The organism is Bradyrhizobium ivorense, from assembly GCF_900696085.1.
Lineage (GTDB): Bacteria > Pseudomonadota > Alphaproteobacteria > Rhizobiales > Xanthobacteraceae > Bradyrhizobium > Bradyrhizobium ivorense.
Genome location: NZ_CAADFC020000022.1, coordinates 162,233 through 179,479 on the forward strand (window position 1 = coordinate 162,233; position 17,247 = coordinate 179,479).

Consider the following 17,247-nt stretch of genomic DNA (forward strand, 5'->3'; position numbering starts at 1 on the left):
ATGCCGATCAACATTCTCATGCCCGCGCTGTCGCCCACGATGGAAAAGGGCAACCTTGCCAAGTGGCTCAAGAAGGAGGGCGACAAGGTCAAGTCCGGCGACGTCATCGCGGAGATCGAGACCGACAAGGCGACGATGGAAGTCGAGGCGGTCGACGAGGGCACGATCGCAAAGATCCTGGTGCCCGAGGGCACCCAGGACGTGCCGGTCAACGACATCATCGCCGTGCTCGCCGGCGACGGGGAGGACGTCAAGGCGGCGGCCAGCGCCGGTGGCGCGCCGGCAGCGAAGCCGGCCGAGGCGCCAAAGCCCGCCGAAGCGCCGAAGCCGGCCGCCGCGGCACCGGGGCCCGCACCCGCGCCGGATGCCAAGCCGGCTCCCGCACCGGCGCCGCAGCCTGCCGCAGCGCCCGCTGCCGCGCAGGCCAATGGTCACGGCCGCATCTTCTCCTCGCCGCTGGCGCGCCGTCTCGCCAAGGATGCAGGGATCGATCTCGGCCGCATCAACGGCACCGGGCCGCACGGCCGCGTCATCGCGCGCGACGTCGAGGAGGCAAAATCCGGCAAGGGCCTGAAGGCGCCGGCGGCCGCGCCTGCCGCGGGGCCGAGCATCGCGCCGTCGATGTCGGACAAGCAGATTTTGGCGCTGTTCGAGCCCGGCAGCTACGAAGTCGTGCCGCATGACGGCATGCGTCGGACCATCGCACAGCGCCTGACGGCGTCGGTGCAGAGCGTCCCGCATTTCTACCTCACCATCGACTGCGACATCGGCAAGCTGCTCGCCGCGCGCGAGGAGATCAACGCCGCTGCGCCGAAGGACAAGGAGAAGAAGCCGCTCTACAAGATCTCGGTCAACGATTTCGTCATCAAGGCGATGGCGGTTGCGCTGCAGAAGATCCCGAACTGCAATGTGAGCTGGACCGAAGGCGGCATGGTCAAGCACAAGCATTCCGACGTCGGCGTTGCGGTGGCGATGCCGGGCGGCCTGATCACCCCGATCATCCGCAAGGCCGAGACCAAGACGCTGTCGACGATCTCCAACGAGATGAAGGATTTTGCGACGCGCGCCCGCGGCCGCAAGCTGAAGCCGGAAGAGTACCAGGGCGGCACCACGGCGGTGTCGAACCTCGGCATGTACGGCATCAACCACTTTACCGCTGTCATCAACCCCCCGCATGCGACGATCCTTGCGGTCGGCACCTCGGAGGAGCGGCCGGTGGTGCGCGGCGGCAAGATCGAGATCGCGCAGATGATGAGCGTGACGTTGTCGTGCGATCACCGCGCGATCGACGGCGCGCTCGGCGCCGAGCTGATCGGCGCCTTCAAGCAGCTGATCGAAAACCCCGTGATGATGATGGTCTGACGGGCATCGGTCATGTACGCGATCTACGGTCCGTACGTCCTGCTCGCCGCCATCGCCGTTGCGTCGATCATTGCGGTCAATCGTGACCTCGTATCCACGATCCAGTTCAGGGTCATGATCATCGGCGCGGGCGTGCTCGCGCTGATCTGGACGGTGATCCTCGGCGTGTTTTGGCCGGAACATGGATAATGGCCGACAGACGGATCACGCGCTGGCCCTGGATCTCGCTGCTGCTGTCGGCCGCCGCCGCGCTCAATCCGGTCGGGCTGGACATTCTGCGCTCCGCGTTCTTTGCCGGCGAGCAGCTGGCGCGGAGCATCGGCCAGGCCGTCGTGCTGATCGCCGTGGTCATCATGGCCCTGGTCATCGCCCTCGAATGGCTGGTCAGGTTGTTGATCACAAGAAGCCGCGCCCGCGGTGTCACAAGTTGAGTTGAATGGGAGCCGTCATGGCCGACACATCTTTCGACGTCATCATCATCGGCTCCGGTCCCGGCGGCTACGTTACGGCGATCCGTGCCGCGCAGCTCGGCTTCAAGACCGCGATCGTCGAGAAATCCTATCTCGGCGGCATCTGCCTGAACTGGGGCTGCATCCCGACCAAGGCGCTGCTGCGCTCGGCCGAGATCTATCACTACATGCAGCACGCCAAGGACTATGGGCTGTCGGCCGACAACGTCTCGTTCGATCCGAAGGCCGTGGTGCAGCGCTCGCGCGGGGTCTCCAAGCGGCTCAACGACGGCGTCGGCTTCCTGATGAAGAAGAACAAGGTTGCTGTGATCTGGGGCGATGCCAGCATCGATGCGCCCGGCAAGATCACAGTGAAGAAGTCGGCGGTCGAGGCGCCGAAGGGCGCGCTCGGCGAGGGCGCGTACCAGGCAAAGCACATCATCATCGCGACCGGCGCGCGGCCGCGCGTGCTGCCGGGGCTCGAGCCCGACAAGAAGCTGGTCTGGACCTATTTTGAGGCGATGGTGCCGGACCGGATGCCGAAGTCGTTGCTGGTTGTCGGCTCGGGCGCGATCGGCATCGAGTTCGCCTCGTTCTTCCACACCATGGGCGCCGACGTCACCGTGGTCGAGGTGCTGCCGCAGATCCTTCCCGTCGAGGATGCCGAGATCGCGGGGCTAGCGCGCAAGCGGTTCGAGAAGATGGGGATCAAGATCCTCACCTCGACCAAAGTGACAAAACTCGAGAAGAAGGCCGACAGCGTGGTCGCGACCATCGACGACGGCAAGGGTTCTCCGCAGGCCAAGGAGTTCGAGCGCGTCATCTCCGCGGTCGGCGTGGTCGGCAATATCGAGAATCTCAGGCTGGAGAAGCTCGGGGTGAAGACCGACCGCGGCTGCATCGTGATCGACGGCCTCGGCAAAACCAACGTGCCCGGCATCTACGCGATCGGCGACGTCGCCGGCCCGCCGATGCTCGCGCACAAGGCCGAGCATGAGGGCGTGATCTGCATCGAGGCGATCAAGGGCCTGCATCCGCATCCGATGGACAAGCTGATGATCCCGGGTTGCACCTATTGCCACCCGCAGGTCGCCTCCGTCGGGCTCACCGAAGCCATGGCGAAGGAGGGCGGCCGCGAGATCCGCGTCGGCCGCTTCCCGTTCGTTGGTAACGGCAAGGCGATCGCACTCGGCGAGGACCATGGCCTGGTCAAGGTCGTCTTCGACAAGAAGACCGGGCAGCTGCTCGGCGCGCACATGATCGGCGCCGAGGTGACCGAACTGATCCAGGGCTATGTCGTCGCGATGAACCTGGAGACCACGGAAGAGGAGCTGATGCACACCGTGTTCCCGCATCCGACCCTATCCGAAATGATGAAGGAAGCGGTGCTCGACGCGTATGGCCGGGTGCTGAATATTTGACGAACGCCGTCCCCGTCATCCTGAGGTGCTCGCGAAGCGAGCCTCGAAGGATGCACGGCCGAGATCTAGCAGCCGGGCTCGTCGCCCTTCGAGGGCCGCTGAAGGAGCGGCCACCTCAGGGTGACGGGTCTTGGAGTGGTGAACCGAAAAACAAGAAAGACGGAAACCGTGAAAGACAACGACAACCTCACCATCGAACGCCCGACCTTCGTCACCCATCTCGAATGCGCGATGGAGGGCGATCACTATCCGGCTGACCAGGTGCATAATCTCTCCAAGGCCGGCAAGCCGCTCTTGGTGCGCTATGACCTCGCCGGCGTGAAAAAGGCGCTGACCAAACAGGCGCTCGCCGAGCGTCCGGCCGATCTGTGGCGCTACCGCGAGCTGCTGCCGGTGCGCAAGTGCCAGGACATCGTCTCGCTCGGCGAGGTTACGACGCCGCTGATCCGGCTGCCGAAGCTCTCCGCAAAGCTCGGCGGCGGCGAGATCATCGTGAAAGACGAGGGGCGGTTGCCGACGGGCTCGTTCAAGGCGCGCGGGCTGGTGATGGCGGTGTCGATGGGCAAGGCGCTCGGCATCAAGCACATGGCGATGCCGACCAACGGCAATGCCGGCGCTGCGCTCGCCGCCTACGCCACCTCCTGCGGCATCAAGACCACGATCTTCTGTCCGGCCGATACGCCTGAGGTGAACGTCAGCGAGATCGAGCTGCAGGGCGCCACCGTCTATCGCGTCAACGGCTATATCGACGATTGCGGCAAGATCGTCGGCGAGGGCAAAGCCAAGGTCGGCTGGTTCGACACCTCGACCTTGAAGGAGCCGTACCGGATCGAGGGCAAGAAGACGATGGGCCTCGAGCTCGCCGAGCAGCTCGGCTGGGACGTGCCCGACGTGATCTTCTACCCGACCGGCGGCGGCACCGGCTTGATCGGGATGTGGAAGGCGTTCGACGAGCTCGAGAAGATCGGATTCATCGGAAGCAAGCGCCCGCGCATGGTGGCGGTGCAGGCCTCCGGCTGTGCGCCGATGGTGCGCGCCTTTGAGGCCGGCACCGAGCACGCCGCGCGCTGGGAGGACGCCCACACCATCGCCTCCGGCATCCGCGTGCCGCAGGCGATCGGCGATTTCCTCATCCTGCGCGCGGTGCGCGAGAGCAAGGGCTTTGCGATCGCGGTCGACGACGACAAGATTTCGGCCGCGCTCAACGAGGTCGCGCGCGAGGAGGGGCTTTTGCTGTGCCCCGAGGGCGCCGCGACTTACGCCGCCTACAAGGCGAGCCTCGCCGATGGCCGGGTCAACAAGAATGACCGCGTGATGCTGTTCAATTGCGCCAGCGGCCTGAAATACCCGCTGCCGCCGGTGACGCGCACGCTGGACCGGCACAAGCCGATCGATTTCTCGCAGTTTTAAGCGCGATCATTTGTAGGTCGTCATTGCGAGCGAAGCGAAGCAATCCATCTCACCGCATATGCTGAAGCATGGATTGCTTCGTCGCTTCGCTCCTTGCAAAGACGAGGTCATTTTGAGGGAGTGAGCGATGCGGAGACTGGTTCTGGCCGTGCTGGCGATGTTGGCGTTCACCGGGGCCGGTTTGGCGCAAAGCTATCCGGCGCACCCGATCACCATCATCGTGCCGTTCTCGGCCGGTGGGCCGTCGGATGCGATGGCGCGCGTGCTCGGCGAGCGCATGAAGCAGTCGCTCGGCGAGGTGCTGCTGATCGAGAACGTCACCGGCGCGGGCGGTTCGATCGGCGTCGGCCGCGCGGTGCGCTCCGCGCCTGACGGCTACACCGTTTCGTTCGGCCATCTCGGCACCCATGTCGCGAACGGTGCGATCTACAAGCTCGGCTACGACCTCGTGGCGGACCTCGAGCCGGTGGTGCTGCTGCCGAGCAATCCGATGATCATCGTCAGCAAGAACGCGGTGCCGGCCAAGTCGCTGAAGGAGCTCCTGGACTGGCTGAAGTCGCGGCCGCAGCCACCGACCGCGGGCACCGCCGGGGCGGGCAGCGGCAGCCACATCGCCGGGCTCTACTTTGAAAACGTCTCCGGCATCAAGCTGCAATACGTGCCGTATCGCGGCACCGGTCCGGCGCTGAACGATCTCGTCGCGGGGCAGATCGACATCATCGTCGACCAGACCTCGAACTCGATCAACCAGGTCCGCGCCGGCAACATCCGCGCCTACGCCGTCACCGACTCCAAGCGCGTCGAGAACGCCAAGGACGTTCCGACCGTGGACGAGGCTGGGCTGCCGGGTTTCCACATGACGCTGTGGTCCGGCCTCTGGGTGCCGAAAGGCACGCCGAAGGAGATCATCGCCAAGCTCAACGCGGCGGCGGTCGAGGCGCTGAACGATCCGGCGGTGCAGAAGCAGCTGGAAAATCTCGGCCTGCAGATGCCGCCCAAGGACCAGCTCACGCCCGAAGCACTCGGCGCCTGGCAGAAGGCCGAGATCGCAAAATGGTGGCCGATGATCAAAGCCGCCAATGTGAAGGTGGATTAAGGCTCGATCTTTCCACAGGTCGTCCTGGCGAAAGCCAGGACCCATAACCACCGCCGTTGATTTTGCGAAGGCTGGGGCCCCATCAAGCTCCAGCCATCGCATTTGTGGTAATGGGTCCTGGCTTTCGCCAGGACGACGGTGACTACTGGGACGGGACCGTTGCACCCGCCGGCGCCGCGTTGGTCTCCTGTGTCGCGGCGGGCCCGCCGGCCTTGGCCATCGCCGCGCCGGCGTCGTCGAAGCGCGCCTGATAGACGGCGAGATTCTCGATCACGCGCTGCACGTAGTTGCGGGTCTCCGAGAGCGGAATCCGCTCCACCCAGTCGACCGGATCGACATTGGGATCGCGCGGGTCACCATAGGCCTTGACCCAGTCGCGGACCCGGCCGCGGCCGGCGTTGTAGCCGGCGAAGGTCATGATGTGGTTGCCGCGATACTCCGACAGCAGCGCGCTCAGCTCGGCCGCGCCCATCTGGGTGTTGTAGACGGGATCGGAGACCATCCTGCTCCAGTCGTAGCTGACCTTGAAGCGCTTTGCGGTGTCGCGGCCGGCTTCCGGCGTCACCTGCATCAGCCCGACGGCGTTTGCGGCCGACTTGTCGCGCTGGTCGAAGGCACTCTCGGTGCGCGCCACCGAATAGGTCATGCTGCGCCCGATATCGGGCGCGACCGGCGTGTGTTTTGGAATGCCGATGGTCGGGAAGGCATAGTAGTCGAGCGCAAAGCCGCGGCCGAGCGCGATCTTGCCAATCTGCAGCATGGCTTTGGCGTCGTTGCGGCGGCCGGTGAGCTCGCCCAGCGCTTCGAGCATCCCGACATCGGTGCTTTCCTCGGCAAGGTCGGCGACGAAATAGAGCACGACGTCGGGCTCGCCGATCGCATACAGCATGTCGGCGGCGCGCACCCGCTCGTCGGCCGCCGCGCTCTCGGTGCTTGCGGCGGGCGAGGGGGCGCGCAGGTCGAGGCCGTCACGCCCGAGCTTCGCCAGCGCGAGCTGGCCGTAATAGGCCGTCGGGTAGCGCGTGGCCGCTTCGTAATCGGCGCGCATCACCGCCCGGTTGCCGAGCGCCTCGGCGACGCGGCCGCGCCAATAGGCGGCGCGCGCCAGCACGGTCGGGTTGGTCTGGCCTTCGTCGATCCGCGCGAAATGCGCCGCGGCGGTCTTGGCGTCGTCGAGATAACGCAGCGCGATCCAGCCGCACATGAAGTGCAGGTCGGAGCGATAGTACGGGTTGTCCGGCAACGCCGCGGGACGGATCACGTCGTAGGCGGTCTGGAACTTGCCCTGGTCGAGCAGCTTGCGGGCCAGCAGGCGCCGCTCACGCCACCATTGGTCGGTGTCCTGCTGCGCCATTGTCTCCGGCGCTGCCGCGATCCCGACGCGCGCCGCGTCGTCGATGCGGTTCTGCGCCAGCAGCCACTGCATGCGGCACAGCGTGTAGCCGAGATCGCGCCGGGCATCCTCCGGCACATCGTTGAGCATGTCCTCGGCCTTGCTCGATTTGCCGCGGGCGGCGCCGCAGGCCTTCACGATCGCGAGCTCGTCGTCGCCGAGCCGCTGCGCGGCACGCCGTGCCCCGGCAAGGTCCTTGGCGCCGATCCGCTTGTCCATGCGCGCGCGATGGTCGTCGCGGGTCAGGAGATCCTTGAACGCGTCATAGGCATCGCTCTCGGTCCGATCGGACAGATCCTCCGACCGCCATGCCTCGCGCACCAGCCGCGTGGCGCCGTCGCGGTCGCCCTCGCCAAGCAGCACGCGGGCGAGGGCGAACTTGCCCTTGGCGCTCAGCGGCTGATCGAGCGTGAAGCCGTGCACCGTGGCGGCATTGCTGCGCTCCTGCCACATCCGCGCTTCGGCGCGGCGGCGCAGCAGCGTCACGCTCGGCCAGCCCGGATTGGCGGCAACGAAGGCCGCGTAGCGGCTGAACGGCGCGTTCGACTCGGAATGGCGCAGCAGGTACCACTCGACGAGCTTTTGGCCGACAGGATCGGTGATCGTGCCTTGAATTTCGGTTGCTTCGCCGGTCTTGCCCCGGCGCGCGGCGACGATCGCATCCTTGATCAAAGCGAGATCGCCGGACAGTTGCGGGGCCGCCGGCTTCTCCGCCGCGGGCTTCGCTTCGGCGGATTTGGACGCGGCGGATTTGGCCTTTGCAGATTTGCGTTTCTCGGCGCCGCGCTTGGCATGCCGGCGCTTGCCGGACGTCGCCTCACGCGTCTTGGCGCCATGCGCCTTCTTGTCCGCCGCGTGCGAGCTCTTGGCTTGTGGTTGGTGGTGCGGCTTGGCGGGCGCCTTGACTGGAAGCAGCGCAAGCGAAGCGGCGGTGGCGAAGCACGCCAACGGACGTAGGCAACGGTTCATTCCCTGGTCCCCCCTGCGAAACCATCAGGCACAAACGGAGCGTCACACGCGGCACAACCGCCGCAGAATACCACTACCCTCGATTCTCAGAATTAACGCTTGGTGCAACTCAACAGGGAAAAGGCGGCAAAATAAGGCACATGGCGTGTGGAACTCGGCGGAACCCCCAAGTTCCGGGCCGCCATCATCGCGCTCCGGTCGGCGCCGGGCGCATTTACCGGTCGTCCTGGCGCATTATTCTCGTTGCCGAGAGAATCGGAGGCTCCGCGGATGCGATCACGTCATGACGGCTGACCTGAAGACCGTGCTCGACGGCGGCCGCTACTTCGAAGCCCCGCGCTGGCATCGTGGGCGGCTGTGGTTCGTCGACTGCATGGCGCGGACGCTGCTCAGCATCAGTCTATCAGGCGAATTGCAGCAGCATGCCCCGGTGACCGACGACACGCCGTGCGGTCTCGGCGTGCTGCCTGACGGCGACATCGTGGTGCTGACGATGTTCAAGAAGCGGCTGCTGCTCTTCGCCGACGGCAAGCTCTCGCTCTACGCCGACCTCTCGCGCATCGCGACCGGCACGATCGACGACATGATCATCGACGGGCAGGGCCGCGCCTATGTCGGCGATCTCGGCTTCGACCTGCCGCCGCCGGAGGGCCGCGGTGCCGTCGGACGGATCATCCTCGTCCTGCCTGACGGCAGCGCCCGTGTCGTCGCCGACAGCCTGCGCTTCCCTAACGGCATCGCCGTCTCCTCGGATCACCGCCGGCTGGTCGTCGCCGAGATGGATGGCGCGTGCCTGGCTGACTACGAGATGGCGCCGGACGGCGGTCTGCACCTGCGCGGACGGCTCGGCGGCATGAGCGACCCCGATGGCATCTGCCTCGATCGCGACGGCGCGGTCTGGGTCGCGTCGTTCACTGAAGGCGCCTTCGTGCGGATCGGCCGCGATGGCGTGGAGCGGCAGCGGATCGCGGTGCCCGGCCGCCGCGCGCTGGCCTGTGCGCTCGGCGGCGCCGACCGCAGCACGCTGTTCTGCCTCAGCGCGGCGACCTCGTATGAGGAGTTGCGGAAGGGCAAGTCGGTGTCGCGGATCGATGTGGTCGAGGTCGATGTGCCCGGCGACGGCTACCCCTGAGGGGGTTTCTTCTTTTTCTTTTTGTTTTGAATGACTTCGGCCTGGCGCCTGAAAGCTTGGGCGAGCGTGCGCATCTGGTTTGCAACCATCGCGTCGGCGGTCGCTGCTGCGACCCGCTCGGCGGTCTGCGCCTGCTTCCGAATTGCCTTGGCCAATTTCATCACAAGGCAATCGCAAGGTGCGGGTCGCGGTTCCAAAAGGCGCAGCGCTCAACTTGCGGCTTGCAGTCAGTTCCCGTTTCGTTCACATTGGCGCAGTCTGGGAGATTCGCCATGGACGTTCAAAAAGACCGCGAGATCATCCGGCTGTGGCATGAGCTGCGGCGACTGCAGCGCGAGGGACTCCCGAGCGCGGCGATCGTTCGCCGGATCGAGAAGGCGCTCGCGGAACGGGAGCGGGAGGCGGCCTGAAGTTATCTGCCGCCGTCCGGCCCCATCACCAGGTTCGGCAGTCCGGTGGAAATCTCCGGGAAGACGCAGAGCAGCAGCACCGCCAGCATCATCAGCAACACGAACGGCAGCGTGCCCCAGATCACCTCGCTAAGGGGGATGTCGGGCGCGACGTTGCGGATGACGAAGATGTTCAGGCCCACCGGCGGGTGGATCAGGCCCATCTCCATCACGATGGTCATGACCACTCCGAACCAGATGATGTCGAAATTGGCTGCCCGCAACGGCGGCAGGATGATCGGCGCGGTCATCAGGATGATCGAGACCGGCGGCAGGAAGAAGCCGAGCACGATCACCATCACCAGGATCGCAAACAGCAGCTCCCAGCGCGGCAGGTGCATCGCGACGATTGCCTCCGCCGCCGACTGCGAGATGTGCAGGTAGCTCATCACGTAGGAATAGAGCAGCGACATGCCGATGATCATCATCAGCATGGTCGACTCCCGGATGGTCGATTTCAGGATCGGCGACAGGTCGTTCGGCGTCCACACGCTGTAGATCACCGCGATCAGCCCCAGCGCCAGCAGGCCGCCGAGGCCCGCGGTCTCCGACGGCGTGGCGTAGCCGCCATAGAGCGCAATCATCACGCCGGTGAGCAGCAGCACGAACGGAACCACGCGCGGCAGCGCGCTGAAGCGCTCGGCCATGGTGAACTCGTCGCGCTGCAGGATCGGGGCGTCCTTGCCGGTCGCCTCGTAGGCGGCCTTGGCCGTGGCGTACTCCTTGCGGAAGCGGAACACCGCGTAGAGGCCGAACAGCGTCACCAGCAGCAGGCCGGGGCCTATGCCGGCGAGGAACAGCCGCCCCAGCGATTTCTCGGCGGCGACCGCGAACAGGATCATCGTGATCGAGGGCGGCAGCAGGATGCCGAGGGTGCCGCCGGCGGCGATAATGCCGGCCGCGAAGCCGCCGGAATAGCCGCGCTTGCGCATCTCGGGGATGCCAGCCGAGCCGATCGCCGAGCAGGTCGCCGGCGAGGAGCCGGCCATCGCCGCAAACAGCGCGCAGGCGAATACGTTGGCGACGCCGAGCCCGCCGGGCACCCGATGCAGCCAGGCATGCAGCGCCGAATAGAGATCCTGGCCGGCGCGGGATTTGCCGATCGCCGCGCCCTTCAGGATGAACAGCGGGATCGACAGCAGCGTGATCGAGGCCATTTCCTCGTAGACGTTCTGCGTCACGGTATCGAGCGAGGCCGCCGGCATGTAGATCGCCATGAAGACGACCGCGACGGCGCCGAGCGCAAAGGCGATCGGCATGCCCGAGAACATCGCAAACAGGGTGGCGAGCCCGTAGGAGAGGCCAATACCAAATACGGTCATCGGCGCGTGCCACCGGTCAGCGGAAGGATGATCTGAAGCAGGAGCTGGATGCAGAGCAGGCTCATGCCCAGCGCCATCAGCACGTAGGGAATTGCGAGCGGCGGCGACCACATCGAGTTGGAGACCTGGCCGTCGACATAGGCCTCATGCGCCAGCGTCCAGGATTTCCAGGCGAAGAACGCGCAGAACGCAAAACTCGCGACGTCGACCAGCCACAGCCGGATGCGGTTCGCCCGCTCCGAGAGCAGGCCGACAAACGCCTCGATGCTGACATGACCGCGCTGGCTCTGGACATAGGCCGCGGTCATGAAGGTGGCGCCGACCAGCAGGAACACCGCCGCCTCGTCCTGCCAGTAGTTCGGGCTGTGAAACAGGGCGCGACCGAGCACGCTGTAGCTCAGGATGATGCAGGCCGCGATCAGGGCGATCGAGGCGAACACCACGATGACGTTGTTGCAGAGGCCAAGCGCGCGCTGCAGCACCGCCAGGGGCGTGTTGCCCATGGCAGTGCTGGTGCTGTCATCTTGATCCGTGACCGGACCATGCATCATGCGGCGACGTCGGTTGCGAGCTTCAGCAGATTGGCTGCGGTCGCCGTCTTAGCACTGTAGTCCTTCCAGGCGGTATCGCGCGCAATGTCGCGCCACTTGCCGACGGTGGCGGCATCGAGCACGCTGACCTTGGCGCCGGCCTTCTCGTAGACCTTGGCGACCTCGACGTCGTCGTCCTGCGCGCCCTTGCGGCCGAACGCTTCGAGCTCGGCGCCGACGGCCACGATGACGTCCTGCTGGTTCTTCGGCAGCTTGTCGAAGATCGCCTTCGACATCATCAGCGGCTCCAGCATGAACCAATAGGAGGCGCCGGCGCCCGAGGTCAGCGATTTCGCGACCTCCTCGAGGCGGAACGAGATCAGGCTGGTGGAGGAGGTGATGCCCGCATCGCAGGCGCCGGTCTGCATCGCGGCGTAGAGCTCGTTGGACGGCACCGACAGCACCGCGGCGCCGGCGGTCTGCAGCACCATGTCCATCTCGCGCGAGCCGCCGCGCACCTTGAGGCCCTTGGCGTCCTCAGGCGCCACGATCGGCTTGGAGCGGCTGGCGACGCCGCCGGCCTGCCAGACCCAGGAAATCAGGAGGATGCCCTTGTCGGCGAGGAAGTCGGACAGCGCCTTGCCGACCGGCTCCTTCTTCCAGCGCAGGCCCTGGTCGTAGGTGGTGACGAGACCCGGCATCAGGCCGATATTGGTCTCCGGCAGCTCACCGCCGGCATAGGGCATCGGATAGAGGCTGAGGTCGAGTGCGCCCTTGCGCATCGCCGAGAACTGCGCGTTGGTCTTGATCAGCGAGGAGTTCGGATAGACCTCGGCGGCAAGCTCGCCGCCGGAACGCTTGGCGACCTCGGCCGCGAACATCCGGCACAGCCGGTCGCGGAAGTCGCCCTTGTCGATGGTGCCGCCGGGGAATTGGTGCGAGATCTTCAGCGTGGTTGCGGCATGCGCGGTGCCCGTCCCCATCCGCAGGATGGCGGGGGCGGCGAGGGCAGAAGCGAGGACGTGGCGGCGTGTGAGCATGGTTTCTCCCCTGCAGAGTTTTCTTGGATGGCTGATGCTGGATTTGAGTTTAGCCGGTCTTGGCCTGAATCTTCTCTAGTCTGATAGTTCGAGGCGCCCTGATAGGGCGGGTGGGCAGGCTGCGGCAAGCCCCGGCGATGCTGCGCCGCACACCTGGCGCGAAACCTCCGTCCAATGTTCCAAACACCGGCATCGGCACCGCCTGGGCTCAAGAATTTGTCATTGGAGGTAACAACGGATGCGGCCGGTGCGTCGAGCAAAGAGCGGCAGTCGTCGCTCTCGCAATCGACCACACAAGGACCACCATCATGACCAGCAAGACCTCTATCGGCCTCTCCGCCGCGCTCCTCTCGCTCAGCCTCGCGCTCGCGCCCGCCGCGTTCGCCCAGGACAAGATGGGCAAGGACGACGCGATGAAGAAGGACACGTCGATGTCCAAGGATCACATGAAGAAGGACGACGGCATGATGAAGAAGGACGACGCCATGAAGAAGGACGGCGGCGCGATGATGAAGAAAGACGACGGCATGAAGAAGAACTGACGCCGTCGGCTTTCGATGTCGTCCGCAGGCCCGTCGTCACGGCGGGTCTGCCGCATGGCTCAGCGCTTCTTCTTGCCGCGCTCCTTGCGCGCGGCGTAACGGGCGTCGCGCTTGGCCTTCTGCTCGGCGAGCAGGGCAGCCTCGCGGGCCTCTTGCTCTTCCTTCTCGCGTGCGATCCGGGCGGCCTCAGCCGCGGCGGCTTCTTCCTCGCGGCGCTTCTGCTCGGCCTTCTCGGCTTCACGCGCTTCCTTGGCCTTGGTGCGGCGTTCGGCGATCGCCGCGCGCTCTTCGGCACGCGCCTTCACGGCCGGATCGTCAGGTCCCGGCTGGGTGCGAAACTTGTTGAGAAGGTTTTGCCGCGCCTGCTGGGCCGCCTTCGCGCGGTCGGCAAAACCCGGTTCCTTGAAGCCACTCATAGAGGAAGCCTTGCTGCTTTCTGTTCGGATGTTGATGGGATGGGGATTCAGTTCGGCGTTTCAATAAGTGAACGGCGGGAAAATTACCAGTGTCGAGCGAGCGCTGCGAAGCAGGGGAGATATGAGTGCACAGCAAATGCCCGCACGGTGAGCGAATGGTCACCGCGTGTCGCCTCGCCGTCTAGCTGCGCTGAATGAGCTCGCGCCGTCCGCTGCTCAGGACCTTGATGCTGAAGGCTTTGCTGCTCGGCGCGCTGGTGCCCAGGACCTTGGCAACCGTCTCGGCGGTCATCGCGCGGCGGTCCGAGGCGCGCTGCGCTTCCAGCCGGTCGCGGGCCTTCTCCCTGATCAAGAGGTCGATCAGCCGGAGCCGGCTGGTCTCGTCCGTGGCCTCCGCGAGCAACCGCCGGTAACGATGATGGTCGTAGCTCGTTTCTGGTTCGCCCATTGGCACGCCCCGCATCCGCGCTCCGCTGCTTGGCCAGTTTTTCGCAAGCTGCCGTGGCGTGCAACGGCTGGTGACCGGCCGGCGCGATTTGTTGCGCGACTGTTGCAGAATTGATCGCACGCCAGCGTGCAAAGCGGTCATGATGTCGCCTAGCATGATGGACATCGTAGCGAGCATGGGCGAATCCGAAAACGGCGGCAGCCGCCGCGGCGCGTTGATCGGACTGCTGGTGGCGGTGGTCATGCTCGCCGTCGGCCTCTGGCTCGCCCGCGAACTGACCGCAGCGAGCAAGATGCAGGACTGCCTGATGTCGGGCCGGACCAACTGTAATGTGATCGAGCCGGCGCGCTGACGCTTCTTGCGGCAGTGCAGTATGGGTCCCACATCAAAGCCCAAAGGTTAGTCCGAAATATTTGGCCAGAACTGTGATTTCAGCCACATAGGGCCAGGCGGGCTGTTCCTATCTTCCGAGAGATCGACGGGAACCAAGTCCATGATGACCATGTGGTCCAGAAAGGGCGTGGCGCTGGCGGCCGCAGTGGCGGCGGGTGCCGTTTTGGTGGCGTTGCTATCCTTCGCGATGGCGTCGCCCGAGCCGATCTCCAGCGCCGCGCTCGGGCCGGAGTGGCAGTGCAGCCGGGTGGCCTTCGTGCTGACCACCTGCACCCGCACCACGGGGGCCGCGGCCGCGGCCATCGCGATCCCGGTCCGGGCGAAACAGCCGGATTGCGCTTCGGAACTTTAGCGGGTGGGAACTCGGGCCGCCGGGGCGGACGTTGCCGAAATCACTTCTTGCCGGCTCCGCGCGACTTGATCGACAGACCGAGCCGCATCGCCATCTTCTTGATTCGCTCGGGCGAGCGTCCGGTGGCCCGGACGACCTCTTCCAGCGACTTCGAGGCGCGCGCCAGCTCCATCAATCGACGGTCCTCCTTGAACGACCAGCGCGGCTTCCGGGCCATGGTACTGCTATCCTCGCTTCATTTCGCCAACAAAGCCGCCAAGCAGAATCGCCTGACGGCTTTGCCGGTGTGGGCCCGGACCTTGGGGAAATGTCCGGTGGATAAGCAATACTGCTTCCGGATGAGGTCGCAATTGAAACCGGAATTTAACCTAACCGATCAAGGTTACCTTGTTTGAGCGTGGCAGGAGGCCTTATGCGCAAGGTCGCCATTTGGAGTGCCGCAGCATTTTGCCTGACCGGGTGCTGGTCCGAACCGGAGGTGACGGGCTCGACCAACAGCTGCACGGCCAATTTATACAGCCGGTATAATCCGAAGGTCATGGAGCAGTGCGTCAACGCCTGCATCAAGTGTGACCGCGGCAACGTCACCACCTGCACGACCTCCTGTACGCTGAAGGGTGCGCGGTAGTCCGATCCCGCAAAATCCCGGACGCGACGAGAGGCCCGGCCCGACGGTGTTGCTCGGGCGGTTTTGCTATGCGCTCGCCTCAAACTGCTTGTTCTAGTGTCATCACCCGCGCGTGCGGGTGATCCAGTATTCCAGAGGCAGTCGTTATTGAGCCGAGAGGTCTCGGCGTACTGGATCGCCCGGTCAAGCCGGGCGATGACAGTGTAGACGACCTGCGCCTTGCACGATGCCGGCAACGGCTTTATCGCATCCGGGTGGCGGTATCGGCGCAGCACCAAAACCTTGCAGCATGGGACCAACGGAATGAGCGACGCTGCCTATGTTGCGGTCGACTGGGGTACCAGCAGCTTTCGGCTCTGGCTGATGGACGCTGAAGGCCGCTTGCTCGGCGAGCGCCGCAGCGACGAGGGCATGACGGTGGCTGCGCAGCGCGGCTTTGCAGCGGTGCTGCAATCGCATCTCGATGCGCTCGATGTCGCGGCGGATCTCCCGGTCGTGGTCTGCGGCATGGCCGGCGCAAGGCAGGGCTGGGTCGAGGCCGGTTATGTCGACACGCCGGCGCGCCTCTCCGATATCCTCGACGGCGCCGTAGCGGTCGGCGGGCAGGCGCGCGACATCAAGATCCTGCCGGGCATCGCGCAGCGCGATGCCGCTGATCCCGACGTGATGCGCGGCGAGGAGACCCAGCTGCTCGGTGCGCTCGGCGGAGATGCGCGTGACGATCCGATCGTGTGCATGCCGGGAACCCATTCCAAATGGGTGCATGTGCGGGCAGGGACCGTCGAGCGCTTCGCGACCTTCATGACCGGCGAACTGTTTAGCGCCATTGCGCGCGACACCATTTTGGCGCACGCCGTCGCCGGTGCCGCGGAGGCGATCGATCGGGACGCATTCGGATCGGCGGTCGCGGCGGCGTTTGCCGCGCCGGCGCGCGCGGCCAATCTGCTGTTTCGGGTGCGATCGCGGCAGCTTCTGCTCGGCGGCAGCGCGGCGGCGGCGCGCGAGACGATCTCGGGCACGCTGATCGGCGCCGAACTGGCGGCGGGGCTGGCCGGCCACGTGCCGGGAAGCGCGATCACGCTGATTGCGTCGGGACGGCTGCAGTTGCTGTACCAGCTGGCGCTCGAGACGCTTTCGATTCCGCTCCATTGCATCGATGCCGATGATGCCGTCCGGCGCGGCCTGTCGAGGGCCGCGGCGGCGATCTGGAACCACTGAGGACCAACGCATGAGCATTCCGTTCCCGCCGATGCAGCGTCCGCTGGTCGCGATCCTGCGCGGCGTCAAACCGGACGAGGCAGCCGGCATCGTGAGCGCGCTGATCGAGGCCGGCATGACCGCGATCGAGATTCCGCTCAACTCGCCGGATCCGTTCCGTTCGATCGAGATCGCGGTGAAGCGGGCGCCGGCCGATGTGCTGATCGGCGCCGGCACCGTGCTGTCGGCGGCCGAGGTCGATCGTCTCCATGATGCCGGCGGCAAGCTGCTGGTGTCGCCGAATGTCGATGTCGAGGTGCTCTCCCGCGCCAGGGACCACGCCATGATCACGCTGCCCGGCGTGTTCTCGCCGACGGAAGCGCTGCTGGCGGCCCGCGCCGGCGCGTCGGGCCTAAAATTCTTTCCGGCGAGCGTGCTGGGGCCGGCCGGCATCACCGCGATCCGCGCCGTGCTGCCGCCGGACTTGATGGTCGCCGCGGTCGGCGGCGTCTCCGACGCCAATTTTGCCGACTATGTGAAAGCCGGCATTCGCGCCTTCGGCCTCGGCAGCAGTCTCTACAAGCCGGGCATGACGGCCGCGGACATTGCTGTCCGCGCCAAGGTCACGATCGAGGCGTATGACAAAGCGGTGCAAGCCGCGGGTTAGAGCGGCCTGCCGTTTGCTGCAATCGGATGGG

Annotated in this window: 21 protein-coding genes and 1 pseudogene; 13 read left to right on the forward strand and 9 right to left on the reverse strand. The window is 65.7% G+C overall.

The features are described from left to right. The 6 genes from CI41S_RS28455 to CI41S_RS28475 all read left to right on the forward strand — a co-directional run bounded on the left by CI41S_RS28455 (nt 1) and on the right by CI41S_RS28475 (nt 5,738). Nucleotides 1-1,362 (forward strand): pyruvate dehydrogenase complex dihydrolipoamide acetyltransferase, encoded by a 1,362-nt coding sequence (locus CI41S_RS28455; RefSeq protein ID WP_139862591.1) that lies wholly within the window; start codon nt 1-3, stop codon nt 1,360-1,362. 12 nt (nt 1,363-1,374) lie between these two features. Beyond that, entirely contained in the window at nt 1,375-1,551 is a 177-nt protein-coding gene (locus CI41S_RS43710) for a hypothetical protein (protein ID WP_172626934.1), read from the forward strand. Continuing rightward, entirely contained in the window at nt 1,551-1,793 is a 243-nt protein-coding gene (locus CI41S_RS28460; RefSeq protein WP_139483780.1) for a hypothetical protein, read from the forward strand. Before CI41S_RS43710 ends, CI41S_RS28460 begins: the two co-directional genes overlap by 1 nt. Before the next feature lie 17 nt (nt 1,794-1,810). Continuing rightward, the gene (lpdA, locus tag CI41S_RS28465) at nt 1,811-3,232 is read left to right on the forward strand and encodes a dihydrolipoyl dehydrogenase (protein ID WP_139862592.1); all 1,422 of its coding nucleotides are present in this window, start codon (nt 1,811-1,813) and stop codon (nt 3,230-3,232) included. Between the two features lie 168 nt (nt 3,233-3,400). Continuing rightward, on the forward strand, nt 3,401-4,642 hold the full coding sequence (locus tag CI41S_RS28470) for a threonine synthase (protein ID WP_139862593.1): 1,242 nt from the start codon (nt 3,401-3,403) through the stop codon (nt 4,640-4,642). A gap of 127 nt (nt 4,643-4,769) precedes the next feature. Then, complete coding sequence (locus tag CI41S_RS28475; protein WP_139862594.1) at nt 4,770-5,738, forward strand: tripartite tricarboxylate transporter substrate binding protein BugD; 969 nt, start codon at nt 4,770-4,772, stop codon at nt 5,736-5,738. 142 nt (nt 5,739-5,880) lie between these two features. Here CI41S_RS28475 and CI41S_RS28480 read toward each other — a convergent pair whose 3' ends face one another. After that, nucleotides 5,881-8,100, reverse strand: a complete 2,220-nt coding sequence (locus CI41S_RS28480; protein ID WP_139862595.1) for a lytic transglycosylase domain-containing protein — start codon at nt 8,098-8,100, stop codon at nt 5,881-5,883. A gap of 283 nt (nt 8,101-8,383) precedes the next feature. Here CI41S_RS28480 and CI41S_RS28485 point away from each other — a divergent pair, with 283 nt between their 5' ends. Continuing rightward, nucleotides 8,384-9,232: an SMP-30/gluconolactonase/LRE family protein gene (locus tag CI41S_RS28485; protein ID WP_139862596.1), complete on the forward strand. Its 849-nt coding sequence runs from the start codon at nt 8,384-8,386 to the stop codon at nt 9,230-9,232. On the opposite strand, the gene CI41S_RS43715 is transcribed toward CI41S_RS28485, so the two are convergent. Then, nucleotides 9,223-9,393, reverse strand: coding sequence for a hypothetical protein (locus CI41S_RS43715; protein ID WP_172626933.1), 171 nt, complete (start codon nt 9,391-9,393; stop codon nt 9,223-9,225). The two genes, CI41S_RS28485 and CI41S_RS43715, sit on opposite strands and share 10 nt — an antisense overlap. Nucleotides 9,394-9,504: 111 nt before the next feature. Here CI41S_RS43715 and CI41S_RS43720 point away from each other — a divergent pair, with 111 nt between their 5' ends. Then, nucleotides 9,505-9,642 (forward strand): hypothetical protein, encoded by a 138-nt coding sequence (locus tag CI41S_RS43720; RefSeq protein ID WP_172626932.1) that lies wholly within the window; start codon nt 9,505-9,507, stop codon nt 9,640-9,642. Between the two features lie 2 nt (nt 9,643-9,644). On the opposite strand, the gene CI41S_RS28490 is transcribed toward CI41S_RS43720, so the two are convergent. Genes CI41S_RS28490 through CI41S_RS28500 form a run of 3 tightly spaced genes read right to left on the reverse strand, consistent with a single transcriptional unit; the run spans nt 9,645 to nt 12,573 of the window. Further along, complete coding sequence (locus tag CI41S_RS28490) at nt 9,645-11,003, reverse strand: TRAP transporter large permease (RefSeq protein ID WP_139862597.1); 1,359 nt, start codon at nt 11,001-11,003, stop codon at nt 9,645-9,647. Beyond that, nucleotides 11,000-11,554 carry a TRAP transporter small permease gene (locus CI41S_RS28495; RefSeq protein ID WP_139862598.1) on the reverse strand — a complete coding sequence of 185 codons (555 nt, stop codon included), beginning with the start codon at nt 11,552-11,554 and terminating at the stop codon, nt 11,000-11,002. Before CI41S_RS28495 ends, CI41S_RS28490 begins: the two co-directional genes overlap by 4 nt. After that, a complete protein-coding gene (locus tag CI41S_RS28500; protein ID WP_139862599.1) occupies nt 11,551-12,573 on the reverse strand; it encodes a TRAP transporter substrate-binding protein in 1,023 nt (340 codons plus the stop codon). The genes CI41S_RS28495 and CI41S_RS28500 overlap by 4 nt, the downstream gene beginning before the upstream one ends. A gap of 308 nt (nt 12,574-12,881) precedes the next feature. Here CI41S_RS28500 and CI41S_RS28505 point away from each other — a divergent pair, with 308 nt between their 5' ends. Next, nucleotides 12,882-13,115, forward strand: coding sequence for a pentapeptide MXKDX repeat protein (locus tag CI41S_RS28505; RefSeq protein ID WP_139483771.1), 234 nt, complete (start codon nt 12,882-12,884; stop codon nt 13,113-13,115). 59 nt (nt 13,116-13,174) lie between these two features. Here CI41S_RS28505 and CI41S_RS28510 read toward each other — a convergent pair whose 3' ends face one another. Together CI41S_RS28510 and CI41S_RS28515 are read right to left on the reverse strand one after the other, a co-directional pair. Then, nucleotides 13,175-13,531, reverse strand: coding sequence for a DUF6481 family protein (locus tag CI41S_RS28510; RefSeq protein ID WP_139483770.1), 357 nt, complete (start codon nt 13,529-13,531; stop codon nt 13,175-13,177). Nucleotides 13,532-13,793: 262 nt separating this feature from the next. Continuing rightward, nucleotides 13,794-13,979: pseudogene (locus CI41S_RS28515) on the reverse strand (hypothetical protein); the annotation flags it as partial. A gap of 142 nt (nt 13,980-14,121) precedes the next feature. Here CI41S_RS28515 and CI41S_RS43725 point away from each other — a divergent pair. Continuing rightward, nucleotides 14,122-14,331: a hypothetical protein gene (locus CI41S_RS43725; protein ID WP_229176827.1), complete on the forward strand. Its 210-nt coding sequence runs from the start codon at nt 14,122-14,124 to the stop codon at nt 14,329-14,331. Between the two features lie 47 nt (nt 14,332-14,378). Here CI41S_RS43725 and CI41S_RS28520 read toward each other — a convergent pair whose 3' ends face one another. Both CI41S_RS28520 and CI41S_RS43730 read right to left on the reverse strand, forming a co-directional pair. Beyond that, on the reverse strand, nt 14,379-14,675 hold the full coding sequence (locus CI41S_RS28520) for a hypothetical protein (protein ID WP_139862600.1): 297 nt from the start codon (nt 14,673-14,675) through the stop codon (nt 14,379-14,381). An 89-nt stretch (nt 14,676-14,764) separates the two neighbouring features. Continuing rightward, complete coding sequence (locus CI41S_RS43730) at nt 14,765-14,941, reverse strand: hypothetical protein (RefSeq protein WP_172626931.1); 177 nt, start codon at nt 14,939-14,941, stop codon at nt 14,765-14,767. A gap of 195 nt (nt 14,942-15,136) precedes the next feature. Here CI41S_RS43730 and CI41S_RS28525 point away from each other — a divergent pair, with 195 nt between their 5' ends. The 3 genes from CI41S_RS28525 to CI41S_RS28535 all read left to right on the forward strand — a co-directional run bounded on the left by CI41S_RS28525 (nt 15,137) and on the right by CI41S_RS28535 (nt 17,216). Beyond that, nucleotides 15,137-15,352, forward strand: a complete 216-nt coding sequence (locus tag CI41S_RS28525; RefSeq protein ID WP_139483768.1) for a hypothetical protein — start codon at nt 15,137-15,139, stop codon at nt 15,350-15,352. A 303-nt stretch (nt 15,353-15,655) separates the two neighbouring features. Beyond that, nucleotides 15,656-16,570: a 2-dehydro-3-deoxygalactonokinase gene (locus tag CI41S_RS28530; RefSeq protein WP_139862601.1), complete on the forward strand. Its 915-nt coding sequence runs from the start codon at nt 15,656-15,658 to the stop codon at nt 16,568-16,570. Between the two features lie 10 nt (nt 16,571-16,580). Then, nucleotides 16,581-17,216: a 2-dehydro-3-deoxy-6-phosphogalactonate aldolase gene (locus CI41S_RS28535; protein ID WP_139862602.1), complete on the forward strand. Its 636-nt coding sequence runs from the start codon at nt 16,581-16,583 to the stop codon at nt 17,214-17,216. The last annotated feature ends 31 nt before the right edge of the window (nt 17,217-17,247 follow it).